The sequence below is a fragment of the Nocardioides sp. genome, from assembly GCF_041913365.1.
Lineage (GTDB): Bacteria > Actinomycetota > Actinomycetes > Propionibacteriales > Nocardioidaceae > Nocardioides.
This window is the reverse complement of sequence record NZ_JAYSFM010000004.1, coordinates 192,291-217,751: the sequence shown is the minus strand read 5'-3', so window position 1 is coordinate 217,751 and position 25,461 is coordinate 192,291. Positions and strand designations below refer to the sequence as shown.

25 protein-coding genes are annotated in these 25,461 nt (G+C 72.4%); 5 read left to right on the top strand and 20 right to left on the bottom strand.

Going from position 1 to position 25,461, the window contains the following annotated elements:
* Positions 1–23: 23 nt before the first annotated feature.
* Positions 24–1,325 (bottom strand): hypothetical protein, encoded by a 1,302-nt coding sequence (locus tag ACE3QY_RS11850; RefSeq protein ID WP_374456230.1) that lies wholly within the window; start codon positions 1,323–1,325, stop codon positions 24–26.
* 87 nt (positions 1,326–1,412) lie between these two features.
* Here ACE3QY_RS11850 and ACE3QY_RS11845 point away from each other — a divergent pair, with 87 nt between their 5' ends.
* Positions 1,413–2,849: a matrixin family metalloprotease gene (locus ACE3QY_RS11845; protein ID WP_374456229.1), complete on the top strand. Its 1,437-nt coding sequence runs from the start codon at positions 1,413–1,415 to the stop codon at positions 2,847–2,849.
* Positions 2,850–2,864: 15 nt separating this feature from the next.
* On the opposite strand, the gene ACE3QY_RS11840 is transcribed toward ACE3QY_RS11845, so the two are convergent.
* Genes ACE3QY_RS11840 through ACE3QY_RS11810 form a run of 7 tightly spaced genes read right to left on the bottom strand, consistent with a single transcriptional unit; the run spans position 2,865 to position 7,460 of the window.
* Positions 2,865–3,311: a TadE/TadG family type IV pilus assembly protein gene (locus ACE3QY_RS11840; RefSeq protein ID WP_374456228.1), complete on the bottom strand. Its 447-nt coding sequence runs from the start codon at positions 3,309–3,311 to the stop codon at positions 2,865–2,867.
* The gene (locus ACE3QY_RS11835) at positions 3,308–3,760 is read right to left on the bottom strand and encodes a hypothetical protein (protein ID WP_374456227.1); all 453 of its coding nucleotides are present in this window, start codon (positions 3,758–3,760) and stop codon (positions 3,308–3,310) included. The genes ACE3QY_RS11840 and ACE3QY_RS11835 overlap by 4 nt, the downstream gene beginning before the upstream one ends.
* Positions 3,757–4,152 carry a TadE/TadG family type IV pilus assembly protein gene (locus ACE3QY_RS11830; protein WP_374456226.1) on the bottom strand — a complete coding sequence of 132 codons (396 nt, stop codon included), beginning with the start codon at positions 4,150–4,152 and terminating at the stop codon, positions 3,757–3,759. Before ACE3QY_RS11830 ends, ACE3QY_RS11835 begins: the two co-directional genes overlap by 4 nt.
* Before the next feature lie 9 nt (positions 4,153–4,161).
* On the bottom strand, positions 4,162–4,344 hold the full coding sequence (locus ACE3QY_RS11825) for a hypothetical protein (RefSeq protein WP_374456225.1): 183 nt from the start codon (positions 4,342–4,344) through the stop codon (positions 4,162–4,164).
* Between the two features lie 25 nt (positions 4,345–4,369).
* Positions 4,370–5,311: a type II secretion system F family protein gene (locus ACE3QY_RS11820; protein WP_374456224.1), complete on the bottom strand. Its 942-nt coding sequence runs from the start codon at positions 5,309–5,311 to the stop codon at positions 4,370–4,372.
* Entirely contained in the window at positions 5,308–6,162 is an 855-nt protein-coding gene (locus tag ACE3QY_RS11815) for a type II secretion system F family protein (protein ID WP_374456223.1), read from the bottom strand. Before ACE3QY_RS11815 ends, ACE3QY_RS11820 begins: the two co-directional genes overlap by 4 nt.
* Positions 6,162–7,460, bottom strand: coding sequence for a CpaF family protein (locus ACE3QY_RS11810; protein ID WP_374456222.1), 1,299 nt, complete (start codon positions 7,458–7,460; stop codon positions 6,162–6,164). The genes ACE3QY_RS11815 and ACE3QY_RS11810 overlap by 1 nt, the downstream gene beginning before the upstream one ends.
* A gap of 211 nt (positions 7,461–7,671) precedes the next feature.
* On the opposite strand from ACE3QY_RS11810, the gene ACE3QY_RS11805 reads away from it, so the two are divergent.
* Positions 7,672–8,415 carry a fibronectin type III domain-containing protein gene (locus ACE3QY_RS11805; RefSeq protein WP_374456221.1) on the top strand — a complete coding sequence of 248 codons (744 nt, stop codon included), beginning with the start codon at positions 7,672–7,674 and terminating at the stop codon, positions 8,413–8,415.
* Between the two features lie 28 nt (positions 8,416–8,443).
* Here the strand turns inward: ACE3QY_RS11805 and ACE3QY_RS11800 are convergent, their stop codons facing one another.
* The 8 genes from ACE3QY_RS11800 to ligD (ACE3QY_RS11765) form a co-directional block, all read right to left on the bottom strand.
* Positions 8,444–9,736: a hypothetical protein gene (locus ACE3QY_RS11800; RefSeq protein WP_374456220.1), complete on the bottom strand. Its 1,293-nt coding sequence runs from the start codon at positions 9,734–9,736 to the stop codon at positions 8,444–8,446.
* A gap of 138 nt (positions 9,737–9,874) precedes the next feature.
* Positions 9,875–12,913 carry a hypothetical protein gene (locus ACE3QY_RS11795; protein ID WP_374456219.1) on the bottom strand — a complete coding sequence of 1,013 codons (3,039 nt, stop codon included), beginning with the start codon at positions 12,911–12,913 and terminating at the stop codon, positions 9,875–9,877.
* A gap of 41 nt (positions 12,914–12,954) precedes the next feature.
* Positions 12,955–14,148 carry a sensor histidine kinase gene (locus ACE3QY_RS11790; RefSeq protein WP_374456218.1) on the bottom strand — a complete coding sequence of 398 codons (1,194 nt, stop codon included), beginning with the start codon at positions 14,146–14,148 and terminating at the stop codon, positions 12,955–12,957.
* Between the two features lie 2 nt (positions 14,149–14,150).
* The gene (locus ACE3QY_RS11785; protein ID WP_374456217.1) at positions 14,151–14,840 is read right to left on the bottom strand and encodes a response regulator transcription factor; all 690 of its coding nucleotides are present in this window, start codon (positions 14,838–14,840) and stop codon (positions 14,151–14,153) included.
* Positions 14,841–14,862: 22 nt separating this feature from the next.
* A complete protein-coding gene (locus tag ACE3QY_RS11780; protein WP_374456216.1) occupies positions 14,863–15,009 on the bottom strand; it encodes a hypothetical protein in 147 nt (48 codons plus the stop codon).
* A gap of 93 nt (positions 15,010–15,102) precedes the next feature.
* Positions 15,103–16,008: a non-homologous end-joining DNA ligase gene (gene ligD / locus ACE3QY_RS11775; protein WP_374456215.1), complete on the bottom strand. Its 906-nt coding sequence runs from the start codon at positions 16,006–16,008 to the stop codon at positions 15,103–15,105.
* Positions 16,005–16,694: a L,D-transpeptidase family protein gene (locus tag ACE3QY_RS11770; RefSeq protein WP_374456214.1), complete on the bottom strand. Its 690-nt coding sequence runs from the start codon at positions 16,692–16,694 to the stop codon at positions 16,005–16,007. The genes ligD (ACE3QY_RS11775) and ACE3QY_RS11770 overlap by 4 nt, the downstream gene beginning before the upstream one ends.
* On the bottom strand, positions 16,691–17,605 hold the full coding sequence (gene ligD, locus ACE3QY_RS11765) for a non-homologous end-joining DNA ligase (protein WP_374456418.1): 915 nt from the start codon (positions 17,603–17,605) through the stop codon (positions 16,691–16,693). Before ligD (ACE3QY_RS11765) ends, ACE3QY_RS11770 begins: the two co-directional genes overlap by 4 nt.
* Positions 17,606–17,689: 84 nt before the next feature.
* Between ligD (ACE3QY_RS11765) and ACE3QY_RS11760 the strand changes: the two genes are divergently transcribed.
* Complete coding sequence (locus ACE3QY_RS11760) at positions 17,690–18,643, top strand: Ku protein (RefSeq protein WP_374456213.1); 954 nt, start codon at positions 17,690–17,692, stop codon at positions 18,641–18,643.
* 353 nt (positions 18,644–18,996) lie between these two features.
* On the opposite strand, the gene ACE3QY_RS11755 is transcribed toward ACE3QY_RS11760, so the two are convergent.
* From ACE3QY_RS11755 to ACE3QY_RS11745, 3 genes are read right to left on the bottom strand one after another with little or no spacing between them, the layout of a single operon-like run.
* Positions 18,997–20,460, bottom strand: a complete 1,464-nt coding sequence (locus ACE3QY_RS11755) for a carboxyl transferase domain-containing protein (RefSeq protein ID WP_374456212.1) — start codon at positions 20,458–20,460, stop codon at positions 18,997–18,999.
* Positions 20,457–21,632 (bottom strand): CaiB/BaiF CoA transferase family protein, encoded by a 1,176-nt coding sequence (locus ACE3QY_RS11750; protein ID WP_374456211.1) that lies wholly within the window; start codon positions 21,630–21,632, stop codon positions 20,457–20,459. The genes ACE3QY_RS11755 and ACE3QY_RS11750 overlap by 4 nt, the downstream gene beginning before the upstream one ends.
* A 5-nt stretch (positions 21,633–21,637) precedes the next feature.
* The gene (locus ACE3QY_RS11745) at positions 21,638–23,023 is read right to left on the bottom strand and encodes an SLC13 family permease (RefSeq protein WP_374456210.1); all 1,386 of its coding nucleotides are present in this window, start codon (positions 23,021–23,023) and stop codon (positions 21,638–21,640) included.
* Positions 23,024–23,132: 109 nt separating this feature from the next.
* Between ACE3QY_RS11745 and ACE3QY_RS11740 the strand changes: the two genes are divergently transcribed.
* Positions 23,133–23,834: a FadR/GntR family transcriptional regulator gene (locus ACE3QY_RS11740; protein ID WP_374456209.1), complete on the top strand. Its 702-nt coding sequence runs from the start codon at positions 23,133–23,135 to the stop codon at positions 23,832–23,834.
* Complete coding sequence (locus ACE3QY_RS11735) at positions 23,831–24,601, top strand: sulfite exporter TauE/SafE family protein (RefSeq protein ID WP_374456208.1); 771 nt, start codon at positions 23,831–23,833, stop codon at positions 24,599–24,601. The genes ACE3QY_RS11740 and ACE3QY_RS11735 overlap by 4 nt, the downstream gene beginning before the upstream one ends.
* Here the strand turns inward: ACE3QY_RS11735 and ACE3QY_RS11730 are convergent.
* Positions 24,587–25,459, bottom strand: coding sequence for an SDR family NAD(P)-dependent oxidoreductase (locus ACE3QY_RS11730; RefSeq protein WP_374456207.1), 873 nt, complete (start codon positions 25,457–25,459; stop codon positions 24,587–24,589). The two genes, ACE3QY_RS11735 and ACE3QY_RS11730, sit on opposite strands and share 15 nt — an antisense overlap.
* Positions 25,460–25,461: the final 2 nt, after the last annotated feature.

Here is a 25,461-nt window from a genome sequence, read left to right as displayed (position 1 = left end):
GACCTTCACCCCGCCGGACCACGTCAGCGGCGGGCCTTGGTGACCTTCGCAGTCCGCGCAGTGCGCACGGTCGTCGGCTGGTGGGACGGCGCGGTGGCCGTGACCTGGACGACGATCCGCTTGCCCAGCTGCTTCTTGGTCAGCTTGAACCACTGGCGGCGGGCGCCCTTGATGAGCTTGCCGTTGGCGTACCACGCGTAGTCGAGGTCCTGCGGGTACGGCGTCCACGCGCCCTTGGTGACCCGGATGACCTTGCCGACGCGCAGCTTGCCCTTGACGACCGGGGCCTTGACGTTGGCGACGGCCGGCAGCGGCGCCACCGGTGCCGCGGTGACCGCAGCGGTCGAGGCCGACCACGCGGTGGCGGGGACCCAGCCGGCGCCACGCGTGCCGGTGGCCTGCACCCGGATGGACTTGCCGATGTCGGCCGCCTTCGGGACGTACGTCGTGCCGGTCGGGTCGTCCGCCGGCGAGGTGTCGTCGCCGACGACCCAGCGGTAGGTGACCGTCGTGGCCGCCGGCGTCCAGGTCGAGGCCGCGGTGAGGGTCTTGCCGACCTGCGGGGTGCCGGAGATCGTCGGGGCGACGGTGTTCTTGACGACGCCGCCGAGGAGCACGTCGGTGCCCGTGCGGTCGACGCCGCTCGCCACGTCGAGCGAGACCGAGCGCGAGGCGCCGGTCTGGGAGTCGCTGAAGTCGAGGCGGTACGACGCACCCCGGAGGCCGGGGACCTCGTAGCGGCCGTCCGCGTCGGTGGTCCAGCTGCCGACTCGTGCCCAGGCCTGCGGGGCGTAGAGCCACCAGACGGTCACCGCGCCGTTGTTGACGGCGCCACCGGCACCGACGGTCACGCGACCGCTGACCGCGCTGCCCGGCTCGAGGACCGCGTTGACGTTCTCGGTCACGTCGCCCGCGACAACCGGGACCCAGTCCGCGAACTGTCCGCCACCGCCACCGGGCACCGGGCTGTCGTCGTAGTACTCGGTCGCCCAGTCGCCGTCGGGGTCGGTGAAGCCGACGCGGTAGTAGGGGTCGGCCTCGAGGCCGTCGATCTGCCAGTCGCCGCTCGCGTCGGTGACGTCGGTGCCGACGACGACGTCCCCGGTGTAGAGGTTCTGGTCGATCACCGTGACCTCGATGCCCGCCAGCGGGGTGAGGCCGGCGTCGGTCACGACACCGCTGATGCTTCCCGGGTCGGCGGCCGAGGCGGCCGGGACGGGCGCGAGGGCGCTCAGGGCGAGGGCGGCTCCCGCCGCGAGGGCGGGCCCGCGGCCGCGCCGCAGGCTCGTTAGGACATGACTGATGAAGGGGTTCCCCGTTTTCATGGCCGGAGACTAGGGCACCCGCCGCCACGGCACGGACGAAACGCCGTACGTCGTTGCTGTTCCCGCTCCGCACAAAGTGCTCAACACGTGACGACCGCAGCCGATGAGGAGCTCGTGCACACGACCCTCCCTGCCGTCAGGACGATCCTCGGCACCGCCCTTGTCGCCCTCCTCGTGCCGATGGCCACCGCCGCGCCTGCGGAGGCGCTGGTGATCAACGGCTGCGACATCCACCTCGACGACAGCTCGCCTGCCTGCCTGGCCTTCGACACCGACGGCGGCGGCTGGCTGCATCCCGACGTCGAGATCACCTGGCCCACCGGGCCCTTCCAGGTCGGGTCGGCGATGACCGTGACCGCGCACGGGGAAGACCTGCTTCGTCCCGTCACCCTCCCCATCACCCGATCGACCGGCTCCGACGACTACACGACCGTCGGGTCCCTCACCGTCGGGCCCGGCGCCATGACGGCCTCCACCTCGGTCACCCTCGAGGTCCCGGGCGAGAACGACTTCTCCGTCCAGGTCGACGACTACGACGACGCGGGGCTCTACGTCTACGACCACTTCCAGGCCGTCGTGACGGCGCTACCGTCCTCCCTCACCTCCGACCTGCCCTCGGGGCGTGTCGTGAAGGTCGGCGCGAAGTCCCAGCCGGTCACCGGCACCGTGACCGGCGGAGCCCGGCCCGTCGACCTCCAGGTGCGTGCCAAGGACGGCGCCTGGGTCACCGTCGCATCCACCACGTCGACCGGCAGCGGCTCCTACGTCCTCGCCGTTCCGACGTTCTGGGTCGGCAGGCACACCTACCGCGCCGTCGCCCCAGCCTTCGGCAGCTACGGACCCGTCGAGGGCACGAAGACGAGCGACGTCACCGTCAAGCGGACCTACAAGCCGAAGGGCTCGACGGCCCACCGCCTGATGTTCGGCCCGACCGCCCGCTGGAACGCCTGCGCGCCGATTCGCTACGCGGTCAACACCTCGAAGATGCCCGCGTGGGCCCCGAAGGAGATCCGCTACGCGCTGCGCGAGGCGTCGGCAGCGACCGGCCTGCGGTTCGCCGCGGCGGGGACGACCAATCACGTCCCGTTCGCTCGCAAGGAGACCCCCTACCCCGACAACGTCGACCTGGTCTTCGCCTTCTCCACCCCCAGGACCGTGCCCGACCTGGCCGGCTCCACCATCGGCCTCGGCGGCGCCGCCTACACCGGCAGCGTCGTCTTCGACGGCGGCGTGACGCTCGACGTGGCGCAGAAGACCACGAAGGCGAAGTGGCGCGAGGTCGTGCTCCACGAGGTCGGTCACGCGATGGGCCTCGGCCACGTCCGCGACCGGAAGCAGGTCATGGTCTCGGGGGCGACCGGCAAGAACCTCGCCTACGCCAAGGGCGACCTGACCGGCTTGGGCAAGCTCAGCGCCGACGCCGGGGCGTGCACCGGGGAGCCGAGCTTCTTCACGCGCGGTACGAATCACCGCCTCGCTCCGGACGCCCCCGTCGAACCGGTCCGTCACGTGGTGCTCCCCTGAGATCCGCGGGGCAGCTCACCCGGTTCCTACGACGGTGACGGCGGCCGTGCTGCTGGCGGCGACCCGCGGGCTGCTCGGTGAGCCGGGGATGGTCAGCGGGAGGTCGAGCGGCGCCACGAGCCGGACCGTCACGGACCGCCCGGCCGGGTCGACGTGCACGACGACGTCGACGCCGGGGTACTTCCGCGCAGCACCCGCCCGCGCGAGGTAGTCGTGCACCGCCGTGCGCACGGCCGCCTCCTGCTGGGACAACCGACCATCCCCCAGCCCCTCCTCGTAGATCCCGGACGAGCCGAGGTCGGCGCCGTAGAGGGCGGCGCCGTCGGCGAGGTTGTCGAGCCCCTGACGCTGGAGGTACGCCGACGACGCATCGATCACGGCGACGATCGCCATCAGCAGGATGCCGGCGAAGCCGATGATCAGCAGCGTGACCTGGCCGTGGTCGTCGTGTCGGCGCCTCACTCGGGATCCTCGGGCGCGCTCTCGACGTACTGCCCGATGGGGACCGTGTGACTGGCGTCGAGCGAGAAGGTCGCCGACCCCTTGCCCAGGATCGCGGGGAAGAACGGCAGGTCGACGCCCGAGTCGACCCGCACCGTGATGACAGAGGTGCCGACGTGGCAGTTGCCGCCCGGCGCGTCGCAGGAGATCTCGACCTGCGCCCGCTGGCCACGGGTGCCCTGGTCGGCCAGCACCTGCTCGGCGGCCGCCCGGGCGCGGGCCTCGCCAGTGGCGTCGTCGGGTGCGAGGGCGTACGCCCGCCCCGCGGCGCGGGCCGCGGCACTGGTGGCGAAGGCACCCCGCTGCACCTCGAACACCGACATCACCAACCAGATCAGCGGGACCAGCAGAATGATCGCCAGCCAGCTGAGCTCGACGAGCGCGGAGCCCGACTCGTCGCGCCGCCTCACGGGGCGACCTCGCTCGCCTCGGCGACCGCGTGGCCGGCGACCTGGACGTGGATGCCGGCCCCGCCACCCAGCCCCAGCACGCCGACGTCGGCCTCGATGACCACCTCGTAACCGGGTGCGCCGCCGACCACCGTCGGGCGCACCGTCACGGACCGGACGAAGTCCTCCGAGAGCGCGCCGTCGACGAGCTCCTGCACCTTCGCCCGACCTGCGGGCGCCGACGACCCGGCGACGGCAGCGTGGCGCGCGCCCTCGGCGGCGGCCGAGGCCAGCGTGTTGCGCACGTGGAGCACCAGTGCGAGCTGGAGGATCCCGACCACCAGCGGGAGCAGCACCAGCAGGATCAGCACGAAGTCCACGACGGCTGCTCCGCGCTCACCCTGACGCGTCACCGCCTCGCCTCAGCCGCTGACCATCGAGAACGCCCGCTCGAGCAGGCCGCGCAGCTCGTCGCCGACGAAGGGGGTCAGCGCCGCGACCACGATGGCGGTCATCAGCGTGACCATCACCCAACCGGGCACGTCGCCGCGCTCGTCGCGCTCGCGGTCGCGGGCCGGGACGAGCATGAGGAGGAACGGGTGCATGGGTGTGTCCTTTCGTGGAGACGAGTCAGGGCGTGGTGAGCCGGAGGCCGAGCACGCCGGGGTAGAAGGCGAAGAGGATCGTCACGGGGAGCACGAAGAACACGACGGGCGCCATCATCGCGATCTCCTTGCGGGCGGCCGTCTCGATCAGGAGCCGGCGACCGGCCTCGCGCACATCGGCCGCCTGGGCGTGGAGCACGTCGGCGAGCGGGGTGCCGCGCTCCATGGCGACGGTGATGCCCGTGGCGAAGCGCGCCACGATCGGCAGTCCGGTCGACCTGGCCAGCGACTCGAAGGCCTGCCCGACCGGCTCGCCGGTGCGCACGCGGCCGAGAACGGCGGCGAGGTCCTGGGAGAGGGCCCCGTGGCTGCGTCGCACCACCCGGTCGAGGGCGGACACTGGGCTCTCGCCGGCCGCCACCGACAGCGCCAGCAGCTCGGCGATGGTGGGGAACTCGGTGAGGACCTGACGCTCACGCGCCTTGACCTGGGTGCTCAGCCGGTTGTCGCGGGCGAAGACGCCGAGGACGAAGCCGAGCACGCACAGGACCAGGGCGGAGCCCGGGCTGCCCACGCCGCCGAGGGTGCGGACCAGGGTGAGCCCCGCCGCCGCGCCGAACCCGACGAGGCCCCACAGGACCTGCTCGATGCGGAACTCCTGCACGGACCGGACGAGGCCGGCGCGCTGCAGCCGGCGGCGTACGGACGAGCTGCCGCCCAGCACCCGCTCCACGAGGTCCGCGGCCGAGCGGAGCACCGGACCGAAGATGCCGGCCGCGGCGGAGGTCGGCGACGAGGAGGTCGTCCGCAGGGCCGGCGTCTGGTCGCGCAGCGGGACGTCCCGCAGGTAGGGCAGCACGCGGTCGGAGAGCTGGGGTCGGCGCAGCACGCTGATGCGCAGGAGGACCAGGACGACGCCGGCACCGCCGAGCGCGCCGAGCGCGGCACCCCAGAGGAGGGTGCTCACGACAGGATCCGCTTCTCGACGGGCAGCCGGCCGATTCGCATCATCGCCCAGTAGGCCACGACGCAGACGGCGAAGCCGACGCCGAGGACGATCACTCCGCCGGCCGAGGCGTAGTGGCGGATCGCACTCGTCTGGAACGACATCAGCAGCAGCACGATCCACGGCGCCGCCACCGCGAGCCGAGCGCCGTTGACCGTCCAGGCCTGGCGTGACTCCAGCTCGGAGCGGGTCCGCGCGTCGTCGCGCAGGAAGCCCGAGAGGTTGCGCAGCAGGCGGCCGAGGTCGCCGCCGCCGACCTCGCGGGCCAGCCGCAGGCCCTCGACGACACGATCACCGACGGGGTCGGCGAGCCGGTCCTTGAGCCGGTCGAGGCACTCACCGAAGCGTCCGGTGACCTGGTAGTCGAGGGCGAACCGGGCGAAGTCGCCGCGCAGCGCCTCGGGACCGGTCGTGCCCAGCGCGGACACCGCGTCGGGCAGCGACATCCCGGCGCGTACGGCACTCGCGAGGTTGTCGACGGCCTCGGGCCACACCTCGGCGAAGTCCCTCAGCCGCCGGGCGGCCCGCTGCCGCAGCAGCAGGATCGGGGCGTACGCCGCCATCGCGGCGAAGACGAACGAGATCGGCGCGGTCCGGGACACGGCCTGCACGAGCGCGAAGACCACCGCGAAGAGCACGGCGCACAGCGTCACCACGCCGGCCGGTGTCACGTCGCCCAGGCCGGCGCGGCCGAGGAGGCGGGCGAGCGCGGACGGCGTCGGGGCACCGGACCGCGGGGCTCGCGGCAGGGCGAACGCGGCCCAGACCAGCATGAGCCCGATGCCGACGCCGAGCCCGACGAGCGCACCCATCAGGCCTCCCCGGTGCCGTGGTCGGCGGTGGCCAGCACCTGGTGGACGTCGATGCCGACCCGTTCGTAGCTGTCGGTGCGCGCCGGCACTCCGCCGGTGCGCCGTAGCCCCGTGGCGTCGCGCACGAAGATCGGCTCGACCTCGATCACGTCGGCCTCGACCCGCCCGGGCACGGACACGATCTCGTTGACCCGCCGGGTGCCGTCGGCGTCGACGCCGAGGTGGACCACCAGGTCGACGGACGTCGCGACCGTCGGCACGACGAAGCGGGCCGAGATGTTGTCGCCGGCCAGCAACGGCAGGGTGCACATCTTCACCAGCGCCTCCCGCGCGCTGTTCGCATGGAGGGTGCACATTCCCGGGAGGCCGGAGTTCAGCGCCAGCAGGAGGTCGAGGCACTCGGCGGCACGCACCTCGCCGACGAGGATGCGGCTCGGCCGCATGCGGAGGGCCTCCTTGACGAGGTCGCGCAGCACGATCTCGCCGGTCTGCTCGAGGCCCGCCTGACGGGTCTGCATCGCCACCCAGTCGGGGTGACTGAAGCGCAGTTCGAAGACTTCCTCGGCGCTCACCACCCGCTCGCCACCGGGCACCGCGGCGGCCAGGCAGTTCAGCATCGTGGTCTTGCCGGCCTGGGTGCCCCCGGCGACGAGGATGTTGAGACCCGCCCGCACGGAGGCCTCGAGGAACCGCGCCGCCTGCGGGGTCAGGCTCCCGAGCGCGACGAGGTCGGCGAGCCGATGGGCCCGGAGCAGGAACTTGCGGATGTTGACCGCAGTGAAGCCGCGGGTGATCCCCTCCAGCACGACGTGGAGCCGGTGACCCTCGGGCAGCATCGCGTCGACGAAGGGCGTGCTGATGTCGAGGCGGCGGCCGCTCGACTTGAGCATCCGCTCGACGAGCTCGTTCACCTGGGCGGCGTCGAGCCGGAGGTTGGTCAGCTCGTGCCGCCCGCGCCGGGCGATGAAGACGCGGCTGGGGTCGTTGATCCAGATCTCCTCGACCTCGGGGTCGTCGAGGAACGGCTGCAGCGGCCCGAAGCCGGCCACCCGCGCCACCAGCTCGCCGACCATCGCCCCGTCGTCGGCGACCGGCGCGACCACACCGGTGAGGCTGAGCTGGTCGTGGTCGCGGACCACGTCCTCGGCGATGCGGCGTACGACGACCGACTCGCGCTGCGGGTCGACCCCCTCGCGTCGCACCCGCTCGCGCACCTGGCCGTCGAGCTGGCGCACCAGGTCGTCGTGGGCGTCAGGTCGGGCGAGCGTGGTCGCTCGATCCAGCCGATCTGTGGCCATGGCGGTGCCCCTGCTTCCCGAGAACGTGCACCGGTGACGCTACCCAGCCTGCGACCGCACAAACAGAGCCTGAGTAAAGGTTGTGGACAACCAGCGCGGAGTGCGAATCGGCCGAAAGCCAGCGAGGCCGGGCGGGGTTGGACGACACTGTCCTACGGGGGACGGCTGTTCCGGGACCCCTCGTCGCCGTTCGCGTGGAGGAAAGAGCTCGATGGATCGCTACCTGCGGTTGCTGGCCGCAGCGTGTGCCGGGCTCGCCCTGACCGCGACCTCGACGCCCGCGAACGCCCAGACCGTGACGTCCTTCGAGGCCGAGGACGTGCAGCTGACCGAGACCGGGTGCGTCTTCCAGCACGTCCGCACGGTGATCGCCTTCGACGAGGTCGTGACCTGGGACGCCCGGATCACCGTGACGGACCCAGACGGGACGCTGGTGCACTCGTTGGACCTCGTCGAGGAGACCGGGACGGGCCAGGACGCGACGTACGAGATGGTCTACTGCGCCGCGTCGGAGCCGGGGACCTACACGATCGCCGGCGAGGTGACCACCACGACGACGACCAGCGCGACGACCCGGCCACGAGCCGCCGCAGCCGCCGTCCAGAGCTGGACCGACACCTTCCAGGTGCTCGGTGCCACGCCAGCACCCACTCCGACGCCGACTCTGACCCCGACGACCACGTCGTCCGCGACCGCTCCGAGTCGGATGGGCGCGCCGAGGTGCACGGCGCGGCGCCGAGCCGTCGTCGTGAGGTGGAAGGCCCCGACCAGCAGCAGCCCCGTCACGGGCTACCTCGTCGACATCAGCAAGGGCCGGACCCGGACCGTCACCACCACGGGGCGACGGGTGAAGGTCCGGCACCTCTCCCCTGGGCGCTACCGGATCCGGGTCGCGGCGCGAAACGCCGCGGGCCTGTCCCCGTACAGCCGGTGGGTCGCCGTCCGGGTGTCCTGACCCCGGACGGCTCCACCACCACGCCGGATCAGCGCGTGACCCGAGCCGTGCGCCGGGTGCGCACCGTGAAGGGCTGGTACGCCGGCACGGAGGCCGTGACCTGCACGACGATCCGCTTGCCCAGCTGCTTGTTCGTCAGCTTGAACCACTGGCGGTGGGCGCCCCTGATCCGCTTGCCGTTGGCGTACCACGCGTAGTCGAGGTCCTCGGGGTACGGCGTCCAGGCGCCCTTGGTCACCCGGATGACCTTGCCGACGCGCAGCGTGCCCTTGACGACGGGCAGGCGGTCGTTGGCGACGGCCAGGACCACGACCGGGGGCACCGGCACGGCGGTGACGGGCGACGTCGCCGCGGACCACGCGGTCGCGCCGACCCAGCCGCCACCGCGAACGGCGGTGGCGTGCACCCGGATGGTCTTGCCGACGTCACCGGCTCCCGGGACGTACGTCGGGCCGGTCGGGTCGTCGCCCGGCGTGGTGTCGTCGCCGACCACCCAGCGATAGGTCACCGTCGTGCCCGCAGGGGTCCAGACGGAGCTGGCGGTGAGCGTCTGGCCCACCTGGGGTGTGCCCGTGATCGTCGGAGCGGCGGTGTTGGTGACCACGCCGGCGAGCAGCGCGTCGATCCCCTCGACCGCGTCCCCGCTGCCGACGAACAACGAGGTCGCGCTCGTGATGTCCGGCCGGTCGTCCCACGCCTCGGCGGCTCCGGACTCGAGGTCGCGGAAGACGAGGGCGTAGGTGGCGGACTTCAGGCCGGGGACCAGGTAGCTCCCGTCTGCTTCCGTCGCGTAGTCGTCGACCCAGGAGTAGCCCCCAGCGGTGTAGCGCCACCACACGCTGACCGTGCCGTTGTCGACCGGCGTGCCGGCACCGACGGTGAGCGTCCCGGAGATGCTGCCAGCCGGCTCGAGCTCCGTGTCGGGGAGCGTGGTGACCCCGCCGTCGGGCACGGCGACGAACGTGGCGAACGATCCCGCGACCGTGTCGAGGTGCCACTCGGTGGCGTACGTCGCGCTGGGGTCGCGGAAGCGGACCTTGTAGAAGGGGTCGGGGGTGATCCCGTCGACCTGGTAGGACCCGTCGGCGCCCGTGACGTCCTGCCCGACGACCACCTCGGCGTAGCCGAGGTTGTCCCAGACGGTCACCTCGATGCCCGCGAGGGGCGCGGCTTCCTCGTCCGTGACGACGCCGGCGATGCCGCCGGAGGCCAGGGCGGAGGCGGCGGGGACGGGTGCCAGGCCGCTGAGGGCGAGTGCCGCTCCAGCGACGACGGCGGCGAGGCTGCGGCCCGGCCGGGCCAGCAGGCGTGGGAGTTCCATGGTCGTGCTCCTCACTTCCGGGTGTGCCTCCAGCCTCGCAACGGGACCGGCCATGCGGCAGGAGCGAACGTCACCGGTCGGGTGGGCACACCGGCCCGTCTTGTCGGCCCCGTGAAGGACGCCCGGTCGCTACGACGCTCACGGCTCCGGGAGCGGCTGGACCTCCCCGATGTCCCAGTCGCTGTCCTCGACGAGCGCCTCGCCGAGCCAGGCGCAGACGCCGCGGCGGTACTCGATGGTGTGCTGGTAGCCGCTGTGCGTCGAGACGGTCGGGCCCGGGTCGCCGGCCTCCCGCGGCGGCACCTCGGGGGTGGGCACGTCGTGGTCGGAGTCCTCGTCGGAGAAGACCCGCCAGCCGAGCGGGTCCCCGCGGCGGAAGAGGTTGAACCAGCCGTCCTTGCCCAGGCAGTCCCACAGCGTCTTCGGGTCGTGGCCGGGCGGCGCGACCTCGGCCGTGGCGAGCACCCGCGGCGCGTCGGGCATCGGGTCCTTGAACGTCGGCGACCCGTCGGTCGGCTGGTTGCCCAGCACCGCCGGGCCGAGCACGCGCGGGAAGATCCGGCCGTAGAGCGCGCGCAACTGGCTGCCGTACGTCACCAGCGTGACCCGCTCCAGCTCCTCCTCCTCGAGCCGGATCAGCGTCGCCGCCGCGATCAGCGAGCCCTGGCTGTGGCCGGAGACGACGACGGTGCCGTGCCGCTCGAGCGCCCACCGGATCCGCGTGGTCAGCTCGGGCACGACGCGCTCGGCGTAGCAGGGCGGGCTCAGCGGGTGGGCCGCGCGCGGCCAGAAGGTGGTGAGGTCCCAGAGGATGCCCACGGCCTTGCGGGTCGCCTCCGAGCGGCGCACGTAGCTGCTCAGCAGCACGAAGCCGGCGCTGAGCGCGAGCACGACGTAGAGCGACAGGCTCGCCAGCAGGTGCGGCAGGTCGCTGCGCAGGTCGGGGAAGAGCTTGCTGACGAGGGTGTTGGGCGGCAGCCCGGTCGCGGACAGGCAGAGCAGGAGCAGCACGCACACCACGGTCACCCCGCCCAGCAGCTCGATGAGCCGCTCGGCGCGGTGGGCGTACGCCGCTCGCAGCCGCTTGCTGCGGATGTCGTTGCGCGACTCGGTGGCCACCCCCTCCTTGTCCATCAGTCGCTTGATGCGGGGGTAGGTCCGGGCCTTGAGCTGCACGTAGCACCCGAGGGCGATCAGCCCGGCCAGGAGTGCCCACAGCACCTGCACGATCGGCGCCCAGATCAGCACCTGCGGCACCACCAGCGGCGTCGCCGGCGGCTCCGCGACGGAGAGCCGGACCCGCCCCTCGTCGTTCACCACGAGCAGCTGCCCGTCGACCGTCTCCTCCACCGCCGACACGAACGTCGGATCCTCGGGGTGGCATGCCGGCGGCTGCACGTCGCCCACCTCGACCTTGCAGGTGTCGACGAGCAGCAGGGTCGGGTCCTCCATCCGCAGCAGACCCTTGAAGATGACCGTGTCGGCCAGCCGCCGGATCTCGCGCTTCTTAGTGTCGAGGTACTCCGCGGTGTCGACCTCGAGGGTGCCGCGCACCAACATCGGCGGGGCGCCGCCGGCTCCCAGCACCACGATGCCGTCGCGCACCACCGCCTCCTTCGAGAGGTCGACGACGACGCGGTCGGTGTCGTCGTTGGTCACCTCGTCCGGCGCGGTCGCCTCCTCCACTGCCGTGGACACCGACGTCAGGTCGGAGACCGTCTGGTCCGGACCGTTGAGGTACTCCGCGGCCGCCGTCACCGCTGCGGTGGTGAAGAGCAGGGCGATCCAGCCGGCGGCCCCGATCATCACGGCAGGCGCGCCGCCGTACCACGCCTTGTCGGCCAGCGCGGGCACCCGCTTCTGGGACAGCTGCCAGAAGAGCATCACGCCGAAGAAGGCGAAGGCGAAGCCGAACGACAGCCCCAGGATCACCGCGAGGTCCCGGTCGTCCTTGATGTCCTCGCCCTGCAGGCTCCGCCACGCCGCGATGCCGACGCCCGTGGCGAACACGACGATCGTCATGGTGGCCGGCACCCGGTGCATCCGGCCCGCTGCGAAGACGGCGATGTTGACCGCGGACAGCGCGACGAACAACCCGATGAACCACAGGTTGTGGCCCCACCAGCCGATGGTGGAGTCCCACGTGCGCGACCTGTCGGCGACCGAGGGCCACGCCAGCCAGCCCAGCTGCGTCAGCACGAGCAGCACGGACAGGCGCATCAGCCACGGGGCCCACTTGTCGTAGGGGCCCTTGCTGTCGATCTGCTGCTTGGTGTACTCGAGGTCCTGCGGGTGCAGCCGGGCCGTGGCGACGAAGCAGACCACCAGGATCGCGACCGCCACGAAGGTCCACACGTTGGGGTCGCCGGTCAGCTGCCCCACCTGGATCCCGACGTACGCCATCAAGGTGGCGACGGCGGCGGCGATGTGGATCCGCTGGAGCCGGACCGTGCGGCGGGTCGAGGACCAGAACCGGGTCTTCTGCAGCAGGTGCGGGCCGCCGCCGAGGTCGGTGCTGTCCGTGCAGGCCTCGTAGCGGGCCAGGGTCCGGCGGGACAGGAACCACATCAGCGCGATCACGCCGAGGGGCACGAGCGACGCGACCGCCAGGCGCTCGCTCGGGGACAGGAACATCATGAAGTCCAGCAGGCCGGGCAGCACGTCGCACGACTTGGTGCCACCGCGGTAGCACTGCCACGCCACCAGGTCGAGGGAGATCAGGCAGGTCGTCAGGACGATCAGCATCGTCAGCAGCAGCGCGGCCCACCGGACGGCGCCGGCGCCGCCGCGGGCCGTCTGGGTGTCGGTGCCGACGTGGAGGCGCGCCCAGTACGCCAGGTTGACCAGGGCGAAGGGCAGCAGCACCAGCCAGAGCACGCGCTGCACCCACCCGAGGGCGCCGCGCACGGCCGAGGTGAGTGCGCCCCACGAGTACGCCTCCACCGCGTGCCCCGGGCGGAGCGTGCGGCGCGGCAGGGTGTCGGCGCGGAAGACGCCGGTGATCCCGTCGCCGGCGACCTGGCGCGGGTCCTTGACCCCGAGCATCGAGGCCGGGGACGTGCCGTGCACGCCGTGGACCCTCAGCTCCAGCGCGGCGCGCGGCTCCAGCCCCGGGTCGACCGGCGCGACGGCATTCCCGAGGTCCTGACTCCTGCTCCCTGGGGCCAGGGTGCCCATAGGGGCATGGTGGCCCTGCTGGGGCTGTTGGTAAAGGAGGGTCAGCGTCGGGGCAGCAGGATGTCCAGACCACCTGCGAGCGCGTCGCCGTCCCATCGCCCGCCGAGGACCCGGGTGATGGCGGCGCCGGCGGCCGCGTCCGGGCGCTCGGTCGGAGGGTCGACCTGGGTCCGTCCGGTCACGTGGATGCGCAGGTGGCCCTCCTCGGCCTCCATGCGCACGGTCACCGGGCCGGCGCCGTGGCCGCAGACGTCGGCCAGCACGCTGTCCAGCACCTGCTCGACCGGACCTGGGGTGACCGTGAGCTCACCGCCGCCCTCCACCCGCATCCGCACCTCGCAGTCCTCCGGCAGCTGCCGGCGCCACCGCCGGGAGACGTCGTCGGCGAGCTCGCGCAGCGGGATCGTCGTACGTCCCAGGAGGCCGCGGCTGCGCCCCGCCTCGACCAGGTCGCCGATGGTGTCCTGCAGGCGCTCGACGCCGGACTGGCAGCGGACCAGTGCCTCCCGGGTCTCCTGGTCGAGGTCGTCGGCCATCAGCAGCTCGTCGAGCTCGAGCCGCAGGGCGGTGATCGGGGTGCGCAGCGCGTGGGAGGCCTGCTGGGCGTACTCGCGGTTGCGCTGGAACTCGTGCTCGAGGTTCTGCGCGCTGGTCTTCAGCGCCGCCCCCAGCGCGACCACCTCCGGGATCCGCGAGTCCGGCAGGTCGATGTCGAAGCGGCCGCGACCCAGCGCCTCCGCGCTGCGCGCCAGCGAGGCGAAGGGCTCGGCGAGCCGTCGGGCGATCACCAGGCCGACCATGATCGCGAGCAGCACCGCGACCAGCATGATGGCGAGCAGCGAGGTGACCAGGTCCTGCGTGCTCGCCCGGACGTGGGCGTCGCTCTGCACGGCGACGACGGTGGTCTCCCCCACCTTGCGGGTGACCTGCAGCGGCTCGCCCGGCGCCTCCGCGCGGAACCGGTCGCCGGTCGCCGTCAGGTCCGGGGAGTCGGGGTGGATGACCGTCAGCCGCGTGTCGGTGCTGGTGAGGTCCTGCAGCTGCAGCGAGGAGACCGGGAGGCCGCCCTCGAAGCGGCGGTCGAAGACGACCGCGACCTGGGTCGCGTGCTCGCCCAGCGTGTCCAGCTCGTCCTCGCGGACCTCGTGCGAGAGCCAGAGGCCCCGCACGATGCCCACCAGGACCAGCAGGACGAGGGTCAGCCCGACGAAGGCGAGGGTGAGCCTCTCGCGCACCCCTAGCTGCCGGTCTCCAGGCGGAAGCCGACACCACGGATGGCGACGACGCGCTCACCGGCGTCGGCGGCCTCCAGCTTGCTGCGCAGACGGCCGATGGTGACATCCAGGGTCTTGGTGGAGCCGTACCAGTTCTGGTCCCAGACCTGGTTCATCAGCGTCTCGCGCGGCACCACCTTGTCGTGGTGGGAGGCGAGGACCGCGAGGACGTCGAACTCCTTCGCGGTGAGCGCGATCTCCTTGTCGCCCAGGTGGACGCGGCGCGAGGCGGCGTCGATCTTGAGGCCCGAGGAGGTGACGACGGTCGTGTCGTCCGGCGCGACGTGGGCACTGCGCCTGAGCAGGGCACGCACCCGCGCGAGCAGCTCGGCCAGGCCGAAGGGTTTGGCGAGGTAGTCGTCGGCACCGACGTCGAGGCCGACCACGCGGTCGAGCTCACCGGCGCGGGCGGTCACCATGATGATGCCGCCGAGGTAGCCACCCGATCTCATCTTGCGGCACACGTCGATGCCGTCCATGTCGGGCAGCCCGAGGTCGAGGATCACCACGGCGGGCTCCTGCTCGACGACGAAGGTCAACGCGTCCGCACCACCCGAGACCCGGCTGACGTCGTAGCCCTCACGCTCCAGGGTGCGCATCAACGGGACGGCGATGTCCTCCTCGTCCTCTACCACCAGCACGTCGTGCACCATGCGTAGGAGCATAGAGGGGGGATCAGCGGGTGGTGGAGGGAATCTCCGTGTCGACCTGCTGGGAGACCGAGGTGTGGGCCGGCTCGGCCGACCCTGCCTGGCCAGAACCGACCACCACGGAGCCGGCAGCCAGGATGACTGCGACGGGGATCAGCGCGATGCGGGACATGTGTCAACAATCCTGTTTCGCGATCCACAGCCCGCCCTCGGACCAGTTACCCAGAGGTAAAAGTATCCGGGCACTTTCCCACAGTTTCGGGCCTCAGGCCTCGAAGACGTCACCCAGCTCGGTCACCCGCTCGAGCACCTGATCCATCGAGAACTGGTCCAGCGCGAGCTCGTCCTCGGCGCCCTCCTCGACCTCGTCCCACGTGAGCGGAGTGGCGGCGGTTGGTCGCTCCCTACCGCGCAGCGAGTACGGCGACACCGTGGTCTTGGAGCCGGAGTTCTGCGACCAGTCGAGGAACACCTTGCCCGGCCGCTTGGCCTTGGTCATCACGCTGGTCACCAGCGCCGGGTGCTCCTGCTGGAGGGCCTCGGCCACCTCCTTGGCCAGCGCGGTGGTGCCGTCGCTGTCGAGCGTGCCGTCCATCGGGGCGTAGAGGTGGAGGCCCTTGCTGCCGCTCGTGACCGGCGTGCAGGTGAGGTCGCGCTCGGCCAGCGCGTCGCGCACCATCAGCGCCACTTGGGCGCACTCGTGGAGCCCGGCCGGCTCGCCGGGGTCGAGGTCGATCACCAGGCGGTCGGGGTTGCGGGGCGTGCCGTCCGCCTCGACGGTCCACTGGTGGACGTGCAGCTCGAGGGCCGCGAGGTTGGCCAGCCAGGTCAGGGTGGCCAGGTCGTCGCAGATCGGGAAGCGGATGGTGCCGTCGCCCTTGCCCGACCGGGAGCCCGTGGTGGGCACCTCGGCCGTACGCACCCACGACGGCGTGCCGGCCGGTGCGTTCTTCTCGAAGAAGCTCGCCTTCTCCACGCCGTGCGGCCACCGGATCCGCGTCACCGCCCGGTCCTTCAGGTGCGGCAGCAGCACCGGCGAGACCTGCGCGTAGTAGTTGAGCACCTCGCCCTTGGTCGTGCCGGTGCGCGGGTAGAGCACCTTGCCGAGGTTGCTGATCGTCAGCGTCCGGCCCTCGACGTCGACCTGCACCTCCTGCGTGGCCGGGCTCATCGGCCGATGCCGATCACCGGGACGCGCGCGGGGTCGAGCAGCCGCACCAGCGCGCGGATGGTGCGCCGGGGTGCGCTCACGCAGCCGGCGGTCGCCCCGCGGCCGTTGACGTGGAGGAAGATGCCCGAGCCGCGGTGGCGTACCTGCTCGACGTTGAAGTCGGTGACGATCGACCACTCGTACTGGCGCGGGTAGTCGGTCAGCCGCTCCGAGGAGTCGGGGTGCGACGACGGCAGCCACCAGCGGAAGCCGCCGTCGCGCTGGTTGCGCAGCCGGTTGTAGAAGTCCGACCGGTTGTCCTGCACCCAGAAGTCGCCGCGGCGGATGCGGTGGTGCGGCAGCGCCGCGCCCGGGTCGGTGCCGTGCGTGCCGAAGGTCGAGGTGAGGCCGTAGGTGCCCAGCGGCGTCGTGCCCGTGCCCTGCACGCGCCGGTCACCGCGCACCAGCCCGCCGTAGCCGGTGCGGCCGTCGCGGGTGGTGAGCTGGCGCTTCCAGCCGGAGGTGGTCAGCCGCCACAGCGACACCGTGGCGCGTACACCGCGGGTGTGGTCGACGGTCACGACCTGGGACGTCCCGGGCCGCAGGTCCACGCGCACGCCGCCGAGCTCGACACGCTCGGCGTGCGCCGTCGCCGGGGCGACGACCACCACCAGCGCGGCTGCCAGTGTGGCGAGGAGCGTCCTCATGCCAGGTCCTCAGGGGTCAGGTCGGTGCGCACGCCCTGGAAGGACGGCTGGCGGAGCCGCTCGTACCCCAGACCGTGCGTGTCGATGTCGACGACCACCCGCGGCTCGACCCAGAACGTGCCCTCGGCGTCCACGCGCGGCACCTCGTCGACGAAGGGGTTGGTGTCGCTCGTCAGCGGCGCGAGGAGGCCGGCCAGACGGGTGCTGGCGGCGCCGGCGATGCCGCTGCCGACCCGGCCGCGGTAGAGCAGCCCGTCGGGGGTCTGCTCGCCGACGAGCAGCGCGGCCAGCCGGTTCGTCGTACCCACCTGGGGGCGCCAGCCGCCGACGACGAACGACCCGCGGTGCCGGTGCGCGAGCTTGCGCCAGTCCTCGCTGCGCTGGTCGAAGCGGTAGCGGGACGTGCGCCGCTTGCTGACCACGCCCTCCAGACCCTGCTGGAGGGTGGCGTCGAAGAGCATGTCGCCGTCGTCGTACGCCGCCGGGACCTGCCAGCGCGACTCGGCGAGCGGCAGGCCCTCGAGCAGCGCGCGCCGCTCCTCCAGCGGACGGCCGGTGAGGTCCTCCCCGTCGAGCCGGAGCAGGTCGAAGACCATGAGCGTCGCCGGCACGGTCTTGACCAGCCGCGCGACCTCCTTGGCGTTGCGCAGGTGCATGCGGTGCTGCAGGACGCGGAAGTCCGGCACGCCGCGCTCGTTGAGCGCGATGACCTCGCCGTCGACCATCAGGTCGCGCTCGCCGAGGGGCGGGTCGCTCAGGTCGGGCCAGGCGGCGGTGACGTTGTTGTCGTTGCGGCTGGTCATCCGCACGACGCCGTCGCGCACGTCGACCAGCACCCGCACGCCGTCCCACTTCACCTCGTGCAGCCACTGCGCACCGGTGGGCACGCGGTCGGTCTTGCTGGCGAGCATGGGGCGCACGCGGGCCAGTCTGGCATCCCCGGGTCCCCCATCTGGAGGGAGACGTGTGTCTGATGTGACGGCTATCGTCGTCGCATGCGAGCGATCTGGAAGGGTGCCGTCTCCTTCGGCCTGGTCAGCGTCCCCGTCAAGCTCTATGCCGCGACCGAGAGCCACGACATCTCCTTCCGGCAGGTGCACGCCAAGGACGGCGGCCGCATCAAGTACCAGCGCGTCTGCTCGCTCGACGGCGAGGAGGTGGCCTACGCCGACATCGCCAAGGGCTACGAGACCGAGGACGGCGAGATGGTCATCCTCACCGACGACGACATGGCCGAGCTGCCGTCGACGTCGTCGCGCGAGATCGCCGTCGAGAAGTTCGTGCCCCGCGAGCAGATCGACCCGCTGCTCTTCGAGAAGTCCTACTACCTCGAGCCCGAGGGCGCCGGCGCCAAGCCCTACGCCCTGCTGCGCCAGGCCCTCAAGGACGCCGACCGGATGGCGGTCGTGACGGTCGCGCTGCGCCAGCGCACCACCATCGCCGTGCTGCGCGTCCGCGAGACCGAGGCCGGCGAGGTCATCGTCCTCCAGACGATGATGTGGCCCGACGAGGTGCGCGTCCCCGACTTCAAGGTCGAGGTCGACGACGCCAAGCCCGCCGAGGTGAAGATGGCCCACATGCTCGTCGAGACGCTGGCCGGCGACTTCGACGCCACCGAGTTCGAGGACGATTACGCCGGCGCCGTCGAGGCGCTGGTGAAGTCCAAGATCGAGGGCGGCGAGATCAAGCGCACCGAGACCTCGACCAAGACCTCCGGCGAGGTCGTCGACCTGCTCGCCGCCCTCCAGAAGTCCGTGGCCGCGGCCAAGACCGCCCGCGGCGAGGAGGTCGACGAGGACGACGAGAAGCCCGCGAGGAAGACGGCCGCCAAGAAGTCCGCGGCGAAGAAGACCCCTGCCAAGAAGGCCGCCACGAAGAAGACGGCGGCCAAGAAGTCGGCCGCCAAGAAGGCCGCCGCGAAGAAGACCGCGGCCAAGAAGGCCAGCTGACCGTCGGTCGCGCTCCTCGGGCGGTGGTCCACCCACATTTCCGGCGTACGAAATGTAGGTGGGTCACCGCTCACTCACGGACTCGCGCCGACACGCCGGCCGGCGGTGGTCCACCTACATTCCCGGCGCGCGAAATGTAGGTGGGCCACCGCTGGAGCGGTCAGCGGTGGCCGAGGGGGATTTCCGAGCCGCAGAACCCCCCTCCATCACCGCCCGGCGACGCGCCGGCGTACGACACGCGGGCGAGCGGTGGCCGAGGAGGATTCGACGGTCCCAGAATCCCCCTCCATCACCGCCCGGAGACGCGTCGGCGTGCGCCAGGCGCGCAAGGGAGTCGGCGAACGCGCACCCGCCTACGAGGCGTGGGCCACCGGTGCGCGCCCAGCGAGCTCGCGCAGCCGGGTGCCGACCTCGGCGGCAACCGCGACGGCGAGGTCGCGGGGCGACTCCCCCTCGACCTCCGGCACCACGTGCTGGACCACGCCGTCGGCGAGCAGGTCGGCGGCCCGGACCCGCTGGCGGGTGGCCATCTCGGCGGCGTGGTCGACGTCTCCGTGCACGATCAGGCTGGCGCCCTCGGGTGGCAGGGGCGAGAGCCATGCGTGCTCGGTCGCGACGACGGTCCGGGCGGGCAGGAACGCGAGCGCCCCTCCCCCGCAACCCTGGCCGAGGATCACCGAGACCGTGGGCACCGTCATCGTGGTCAGGGTGGCGATGCACCGGGCGATCTCGCCGGCGATGGCACGCTCCTCGGCCTCGGGCGAGAGCTCGGCGCCGGGGGTGTCGATGATGCTCACCAGCGGCAGCCCGAGCTCCTCGGCCAACCGCATCCCGCGACGGGCCTCCCGCAGCGCGCCGGGACCCATCGCGTGGCCGGGCACCTGGCGCGAGCGATCCTGCCCGATCACCACGCACGGCTGGTCGTCGAGGCGGGTGAGCGCGACCAGGACGCTGGAGTCGCGCTCGCCCTCGTCGGTGCCGCGCAGCTGGAGGGTGCCGGTGGCGCCGTGCGCGAGCAGGTCGCGCACGCCCACCCGGTCCGTACGCCGGGTGCGTTCGATGCTGGCCCACGCCGACCCGTCGCCGATCGGGCGCGTCGCCCGGACGGGCAGCCGGCCCGGGCCGGGCGCGTCGACGAGGACGGCGAGCGCCTGGTCGACCATCTCCGGCAGGTGCTCCGCGGCGACAACGCCGTCGATGACCCCCGCGGCGGCGAGGTTCTCCGCGACCTGGACTCCCGGGCGGAACGGCCGGCCGTTGAGCCCCTCGTAGACCTTCGGCCCGAGGAAGCCGACCAGCGCACCGGGCTCGGCGACGGTCACGTGGCCCAGCGATCCCCAGGAGGCGTAGACGCCGCCGGTGGTCGGGTGGCGCAGGTGGACGAGGTAGGGCAGGCCGGCGGCCCGGTGGTCCATCAGCGCGCGGGAGATCTCGGCCATCCGGACGAAGGCGGGCGTGCCCTCCTGCATCCGGGTGCCGCCCGACGCGGTGCTGGCGAGCAGCGGCAGCCCCTCGGCGGTCGCGCGGCGCACGGCGGCGGTGATCCGGTCGGCCGCGACCCGGCCGATGGAGCCGGCGAGGAAGCGGAACTCGTTGACCACGACGGCCACCGGGCGGCCGCGGACCTCACCGCGACCGGTCAGGACCGACTCGTCGGTGCCCGCCTTCGCGGCCGCGGCCTCCAGCGCGGCGCGGTAGTCGGGGTCGGCGTACGAGGTGTCGACGGGCTCGTCCCACGAGGTGAAGGTGCCCTCGTCGAGCACCAGGTCGAGCAGCTCGTGCGCGGTCCAGCGCCTCGTCGCGTGGGGTGTCCTCATGCGCCACCCCCGCGGACCCAGGAGCGGATCTCGTCGGCGTGCTGGTCGAGCAGCGGTGGCGCGACGTGGTCGCGTCGGGTGACCTCCTCGCCGGCGGCGTCGAAGAAGCGCAGCGGCGGGCCCGGGAGCGTGATGTCGCCCAGCGTGGGGTGCGCGACGTCGAGGAGCAGTCCCTGGCTGGCGACCTGGTCCCACTCGTAGACCTCGTCGAGGGTGCGCACCTTGCCCGCGGGCACGCCGACCTCGGCGAGCCGGGCGAGCAGCGGCTCGGCGTCCCAGTCGGCGAAGACCTCCTCCACCACCGCGATCACGCGGTCGCGCGCGGCGACCCGCTCACCGTTGGTGGCCAGCCCCTCGGCGTCCGGGTCGAGCCCGAATCCCGCGCAGAACTTCTTCCACAGTCCCTCGCTCCCGAGGGCGATCTGCACGGCACCGTCGCGGCAGTGGAACAGCCCGTAGGGCGCGATCGAGGGGTGGTGGTTGCCCTGCGCCCGGCCGACCTCGCCGGCCACCGTCCAACGCGTGCCCTGGAAGGCGTGCACACCCACCACGGACGCGAGCAGCGAGGTGCGCACGACCTGGCCGCGGCCCGTCGCGGAGCGCTCGTGGAGCGCGGCGAGGATGCCGTGGGCGCCGTACATCCCCGACAGCAGGTCGGCGATCGGCACGCCGACGCGCTGCGGGTCGTCGGGCCCCGAGCCGGTCAGCGACATCAGGCCGGCCTCGCCCTGGGCGATCTGGTCGTAGCCCGCGCGCCCGCCCTCGGGCCCGTCGTGGCCGAAGCCGGTGATCGAGAGGACCACGAGCCGCGGGTTGCGGCGCATCAGCTCCTCGATGCCGAGGCCGAGCCGCTCGAGGACGCCGGTGCGGAAGTTCTCGACCAGCACGTCGGCGCGGTCGACGAGGCCGAGCAGGACGTCCTTGTCGGTCGCGTCCTTGAGGTCGAGCGCGATCGACTCCTTGTTGCGGTTGGTGCACAGGAAGTACGTCGACTGGCGGGCGTCGGGCTCCCCGACGAACGGCGGCCCCCAACCGCGGGTGTCGTCACCGCTGCCGGGCGCCTCCACCTTGATCACGCGGGCGCCGAGGTCGCCCAGCATCTGGGTCGCGTGCGGCCCGGCGAGGGCGCGGGTGAGGTCGACGACGAGGAGGTCGGAGAGAGGTCCGGTCATGAGGTTCACCATCCAGGGAGGACGAGGGCGACCCACACGAGGAGCGGGCCGACGAGGGTGACGATCGTGGCGTAGCCCAGGATCTGCTTGTAGTAGGTGTTCTCGTCGATCGTGTCCGGCTTGTTGGCCAGCATCAGGGCACCGTTGGTGGAGAACGGGCTGACGTCGACGATGGTCGAGCTGACCGCGAGCGCAGCGACGAAGAAGCCGGCCGAGAGGCCGCCCTCGGCGACGAGCGGGATCGCGATCGGGATGATCACCGGCAGCAGCGCGGTCGAGGACGCGAACGCCGAGACGACGCCGCCGACGTAGCAGAGGATCAGCGCGCCGATGGCGGCCGCACCGAGCCCGGCGGCCCAGTTGCCGACGAACTCCGGGGAGCCCGCGGTCGTGAGGATCGTGGCGTACGTGCTGACGCCGGCGACGAGGAGCACGGTCGGCCAGGCGATCTGCTTGACGGTGTCCTTGTACGCCTTCGGCGTGAGGATCGAGAGCACGACGGCTGCCGTGATCGCGGCGAAGCCGATGTTCTTCTCGAAGACCAGCGCGACGACGGCGACGGCGAGGAAGGCGAGCAGCGTCAACGTGTGCTCGAGGCGCGTGCCGGCGTCGCCGGGGTTCGGGGTGCCGGTGGTGGGGGTGGCGCCGGTGGCGGAGCGGGCGTCCGAGCGGTCCGGGTGCACCCGGGTCTCGCTCCCGCCTGCAGCGGTCGCGGACCCGGTCGCGGCGCCGGCCTCGACGAGCTCGCCGTCCGCGTCCATGCGCAGCCTCATCAGTTTGCGGCCGCCGAGCACGACGAAGAGGATCGCGGCCATCACGGTGTTCACCGCGAGGCTGGAGAAGAAGATGGTGAGGTGCGAGGCGCCGAGCCCGGCGTCCTCCATCACCGAGTTGGTGATCGTGCCGTAGATCGAGATCGGCGAGAAGCCGCCGGCCTGGGCGCCGTGCACGACGAACATGCCCATCATCAGCGGGCTGATGCCGTAGCGGCCGGCGAAGCCCAGCGCGATGGGGCCGATGATCGCGCAGGCGGCCGGGCTGGCCGCTCCGATCGCGGTGATCACCGCGGTGACGGCGAACATCACCCACGGGATCAGTGCGACGCGCCCGCCGACCGAGGCCACGGCGGTGCGCACGATGAGGTCGACCGTCCCGTTCTGCCGCGCGATGGCGAACAGGTAGGTGACGCCGATCAGGGTGAGGACCAGGTCGGCGCTGATGCCGGCGAGGATCTCCTTCTCGTCCAGCCCCAGTGAGTACATGCCCACCAGCCATGCTGCGACGTAGGCCAGCGCACCCATGTTGATGGGCAGCACCGTGCCCACCACGAACAGGGCGACCAGCGCGAGGATCGCAATCCATTCCGGACCCATGGTCCACCTCCGAGTCATGTCCAGAGTCGGGGCCAGCACGGCGGACGGCGGGGGTGACGCCCATCACGTATCTGGCTCAGTGGCCTAGCCAATAGCACAATGAGCCACCAGTCAATAGGCTGTCCCCATGTCCGACTCCTTCCCCCCGCGACTGATGCGGACCCGGCTCTACGAGCAGGTGGCCGGCCAGATCTCGTCGTGGATTGCCGACAACGGCCTCGCCGCGGGCGACAAGCTGCCGCCCGAGCGCGAGCTCGCGCAGCGGCTCGGGGTCAGCCGCGCCACGCTCAGCCAGGCGCTCGTCGCGCTCGAGGTGGTCGGGGTCGTGGAGGTACGCCACGGGGACGGCACCGTCGTCACCGCGCGCCAGCAGCAGGCGACCCGCATCGTCGAGGCGATCCGCAGCCACGCCGACCGGCTGCCGGAGGTCATCGAGACCCGCGACGCGCTGGAGACGAAGATCGCGGCGCTCGCGGCGAGCCGCCGCACCGACGACGACCTGGCCCGCATCGACGACGCGCTGGCCGCGATGGAGGCCGACATCGAGGCCGGCGGGCGCGGCGTCGAGGGCGACGAGCGCTTCCACGGTGCCGTCACCGCGGCCGCTCACTCCCTGCTGCTCGCCCGCCTGATGGACGAGATCGGCGACCTCATCAAGGAGACGCGCATCGAGTCGCTCGGCCAGCCCGGACGTCCCCAGGACTCACTTGCCGGCCACCGCGCCATCGCCGAGGCGATCCGCGCCGGTGACCCCGAGGCCGCCTCCGAGGCCATGCACGCCCACGTCGCGATGGTCAGCGACGTCGCCCTCCTCCGCGAGCAGCCGTGACCGCTGCTGAGGTGCTCCTGGTCCTGGCGGCCGGGCTGGGCGCGGGCGTGCTCTCCTCGACCGTCGGCGTCGCCTCGCTGCTGAGCTTCCCCATCCTGGTCGGTCTCGGCCTGCCGCCCGTGGTGGCCAACGTGTCCAACACCCTCGGGCTGATCCCCGGCGGGCTCGGCGGTGTCCTCGGCTACCGCGCCGAGGTGCGCGAGGCGGGCCCGATCGCGAAGGCCATCGTCATCGTGTGCGCCCTCGGCGCCGTGATCGGCGCCGCGCTCCTGCTGGGCCTGCCGCCGGGCGTCTTCGAGGCCATCGTCCCGTTCCTCATCCTGTTCACCTGCCTGCTCGTCGGGATCCAGCCGCGCATCGCGCGGTGGCTGCGCACGCGCCACGAGCAGCTGCACGGCGAGCAGCTCGCCGAGCGGCGGCACATGTCCCCCGCCACCACGGTCTTCGCGACGATCACCGGTGTCTACGGCGGCTACTTCGGCGCGGGTGCCGGCGTGATGATGGTCGCCGTCCTCGGCATCGGCACCGACCTGGAGCTGCGGGTCGTCAACGGCCTCAAGACGCTCTCGCTGATGGTCAGCAACGTCGTCGCGGGGCTGATCTTCGTCTTCGTGGCCGACCCGCGCTGGGACGTGGTGGTGCTGCTGGCGGCCGGCTCCCTCATCGGTGGCTACGTCGGCGCCCGCGTCGGCCGCAAGCTCCCCGACGCCGCCTTCCGCTGGGCCGTGGTCGCGGCCGGTGTCGTGGCGGCGCTACTGCTGTTCTGACACGCCGCGCGCGACCGCCGAGTCCGGCACGGACCGGTGGAAGCGCGACATCAGGGCGTCGCTCAGCCGCGGCGCGACGACGTTGACGACCGCGCCGACGCGGCCGGGCACCGTGTCCCACGTGACCGGCCGGTCCTCCAGCGCCCGCACCACCTTCGCGGCGGCCTGCTCGGCGCTCATGCTCGCCCGGTTGTCGTAGGCGTCGGTCGGCACGACCATCGCGGTGGCGACCAGGGAGAACCTCATGTTGCTGAACGTCACCCCGTCGGCGTACGTCTCGCGCCCGGCGATGCGCGACCAGGTGTCGAGCGCGGTCTTGGAGGCGATGTAGGCGGCGAACTTCGGCGCCTTCATCTGCACCCCCCACGTGACGATGTTGACGACGTGGCCGAACCCCTGCGCGCGCATCGCCGGCAGCAGCCCCATCGTCAGCCGCACCGGAGCGAAGTAGTTGATCGCCATCGTGCGCTCGAAGTCGTGGAACCGGTCGTGGGACAGGTCGAGCGAGCGGCGGATCGAGCGGCCGGCGTTGTTGACGAGGTAGTCGACGGTCCCGACCTCGGCGAGCACCCGCGCCACCAGCGCGTCGATCGCGTCGAGGTCGGTCAGGTCCGCGACGTACGTCGACGCGCGTCCGCCGGCGGCCTCGATCGAGGCGCGGACCCGCTCGAGCTCGTCGACCCGCCGGGCCACCAGCACGACGTGGGCGCCGCGCGCGGCCGCGCCGAGCGCGGTGGCCTCGCCGATGCCGGAGCTGGCGCCGGTGACCAGCACCGTCCGCCCGGCCAGCGGGCTGAGCCCGCCCCGCCCGGCCAGCCTGCGCAGCCGGGCCCGGGGCGTGACCCACAGCAGCCCCATCA

Coding starts and splice junctions, on each gene's coding strand:
- ACE3QY_RS11850 (WP_374456230.1), bottom strand. CDS start 1,325: ATGAAAACGGGGAACCCCTTCATCAGTCATGTCCTAACGAGCCTGCGG.
- ACE3QY_RS11825 (WP_374456225.1), bottom strand. CDS start 4,344: ATGCACCCGTTCCTCCTCATGCTCGTCCCGGCCCGCGACCGCGAGCGC.
- ACE3QY_RS11815 (WP_374456223.1), bottom strand. CDS start 6,162: ATGGGTGCGCTCGTCGGGCTCGGCGTCGGCATCGGGCTCATGCTGGTC.
- ACE3QY_RS11810 (WP_374456222.1), bottom strand. CDS start 7,460: ATGGCCACAGATCGGCTGGATCGAGCGACCACGCTCGCCCGACCTGAC.
- ACE3QY_RS11805 (WP_374456221.1), top strand. CDS start 7,672: ATGGATCGCTACCTGCGGTTGCTGGCCGCAGCGTGTGCCGGGCTCGCC.
- ACE3QY_RS11800 (WP_374456220.1), bottom strand. CDS start 9,736: ATGGAACTCCCACGCCTGCTGGCCCGGCCGGGCCGCAGCCTCGCCGCC.
- ACE3QY_RS11795 (WP_374456219.1), bottom strand. CDS start 12,913: ATGGGCACCCTGGCCCCAGGGAGCAGGAGTCAGGACCTCGGGAATGCC.
- ACE3QY_RS11785 (WP_374456217.1), bottom strand. CDS start 14,840: ATGGTGCACGACGTGCTGGTGGTAGAGGACGAGGAGGACATCGCCGTC.
- ACE3QY_RS11780 (WP_374456216.1), bottom strand. CDS start 15,009: ATGTCCCGCATCGCGCTGATCCCCGTCGCAGTCATCCTGGCTGCCGGC.
- ligD (WP_374456215.1), bottom strand. CDS start 16,008: ATGAGCCCGGCCACGCAGGAGGTGCAGGTCGACGTCGAGGGCCGGACG.
- ACE3QY_RS11770 (WP_374456214.1), bottom strand. CDS start 16,694: ATGAGGACGCTCCTCGCCACACTGGCAGCCGCGCTGGTGGTGGTCGTC.
- ligD (WP_374456418.1), bottom strand. CDS start 17,605: ATGCTCGCCAGCAAGACCGACCGCGTGCCCACCGGTGCGCAGTGGCTG.
- ACE3QY_RS11760 (WP_374456213.1), top strand. CDS start 17,690: ATGCGAGCGATCTGGAAGGGTGCCGTCTCCTTCGGCCTGGTCAGCGTC.
- ACE3QY_RS11755 (WP_374456212.1), bottom strand. CDS start 20,460: ATGAGGACACCCCACGCGACGAGGCGCTGGACCGCGCACGAGCTGCTC.
- ACE3QY_RS11750 (WP_374456211.1), bottom strand. CDS start 21,632: ATGACCGGACCTCTCTCCGACCTCCTCGTCGTCGACCTCACCCGCGCC.
- ACE3QY_RS11745 (WP_374456210.1), bottom strand. CDS start 23,023: ATGACTCGGAGGTGGACCATGGGTCCGGAATGGATTGCGATCCTCGCG.
- ACE3QY_RS11740 (WP_374456209.1), top strand. CDS start 23,133: ATGTCCGACTCCTTCCCCCCGCGACTGATGCGGACCCGGCTCTACGAG.
- ACE3QY_RS11730 (WP_374456207.1), bottom strand. CDS start 25,459: ATGGGGCTGCTGTGGGTCACGCCCCGGGCCCGGCTGCGCAGGCTGGCC.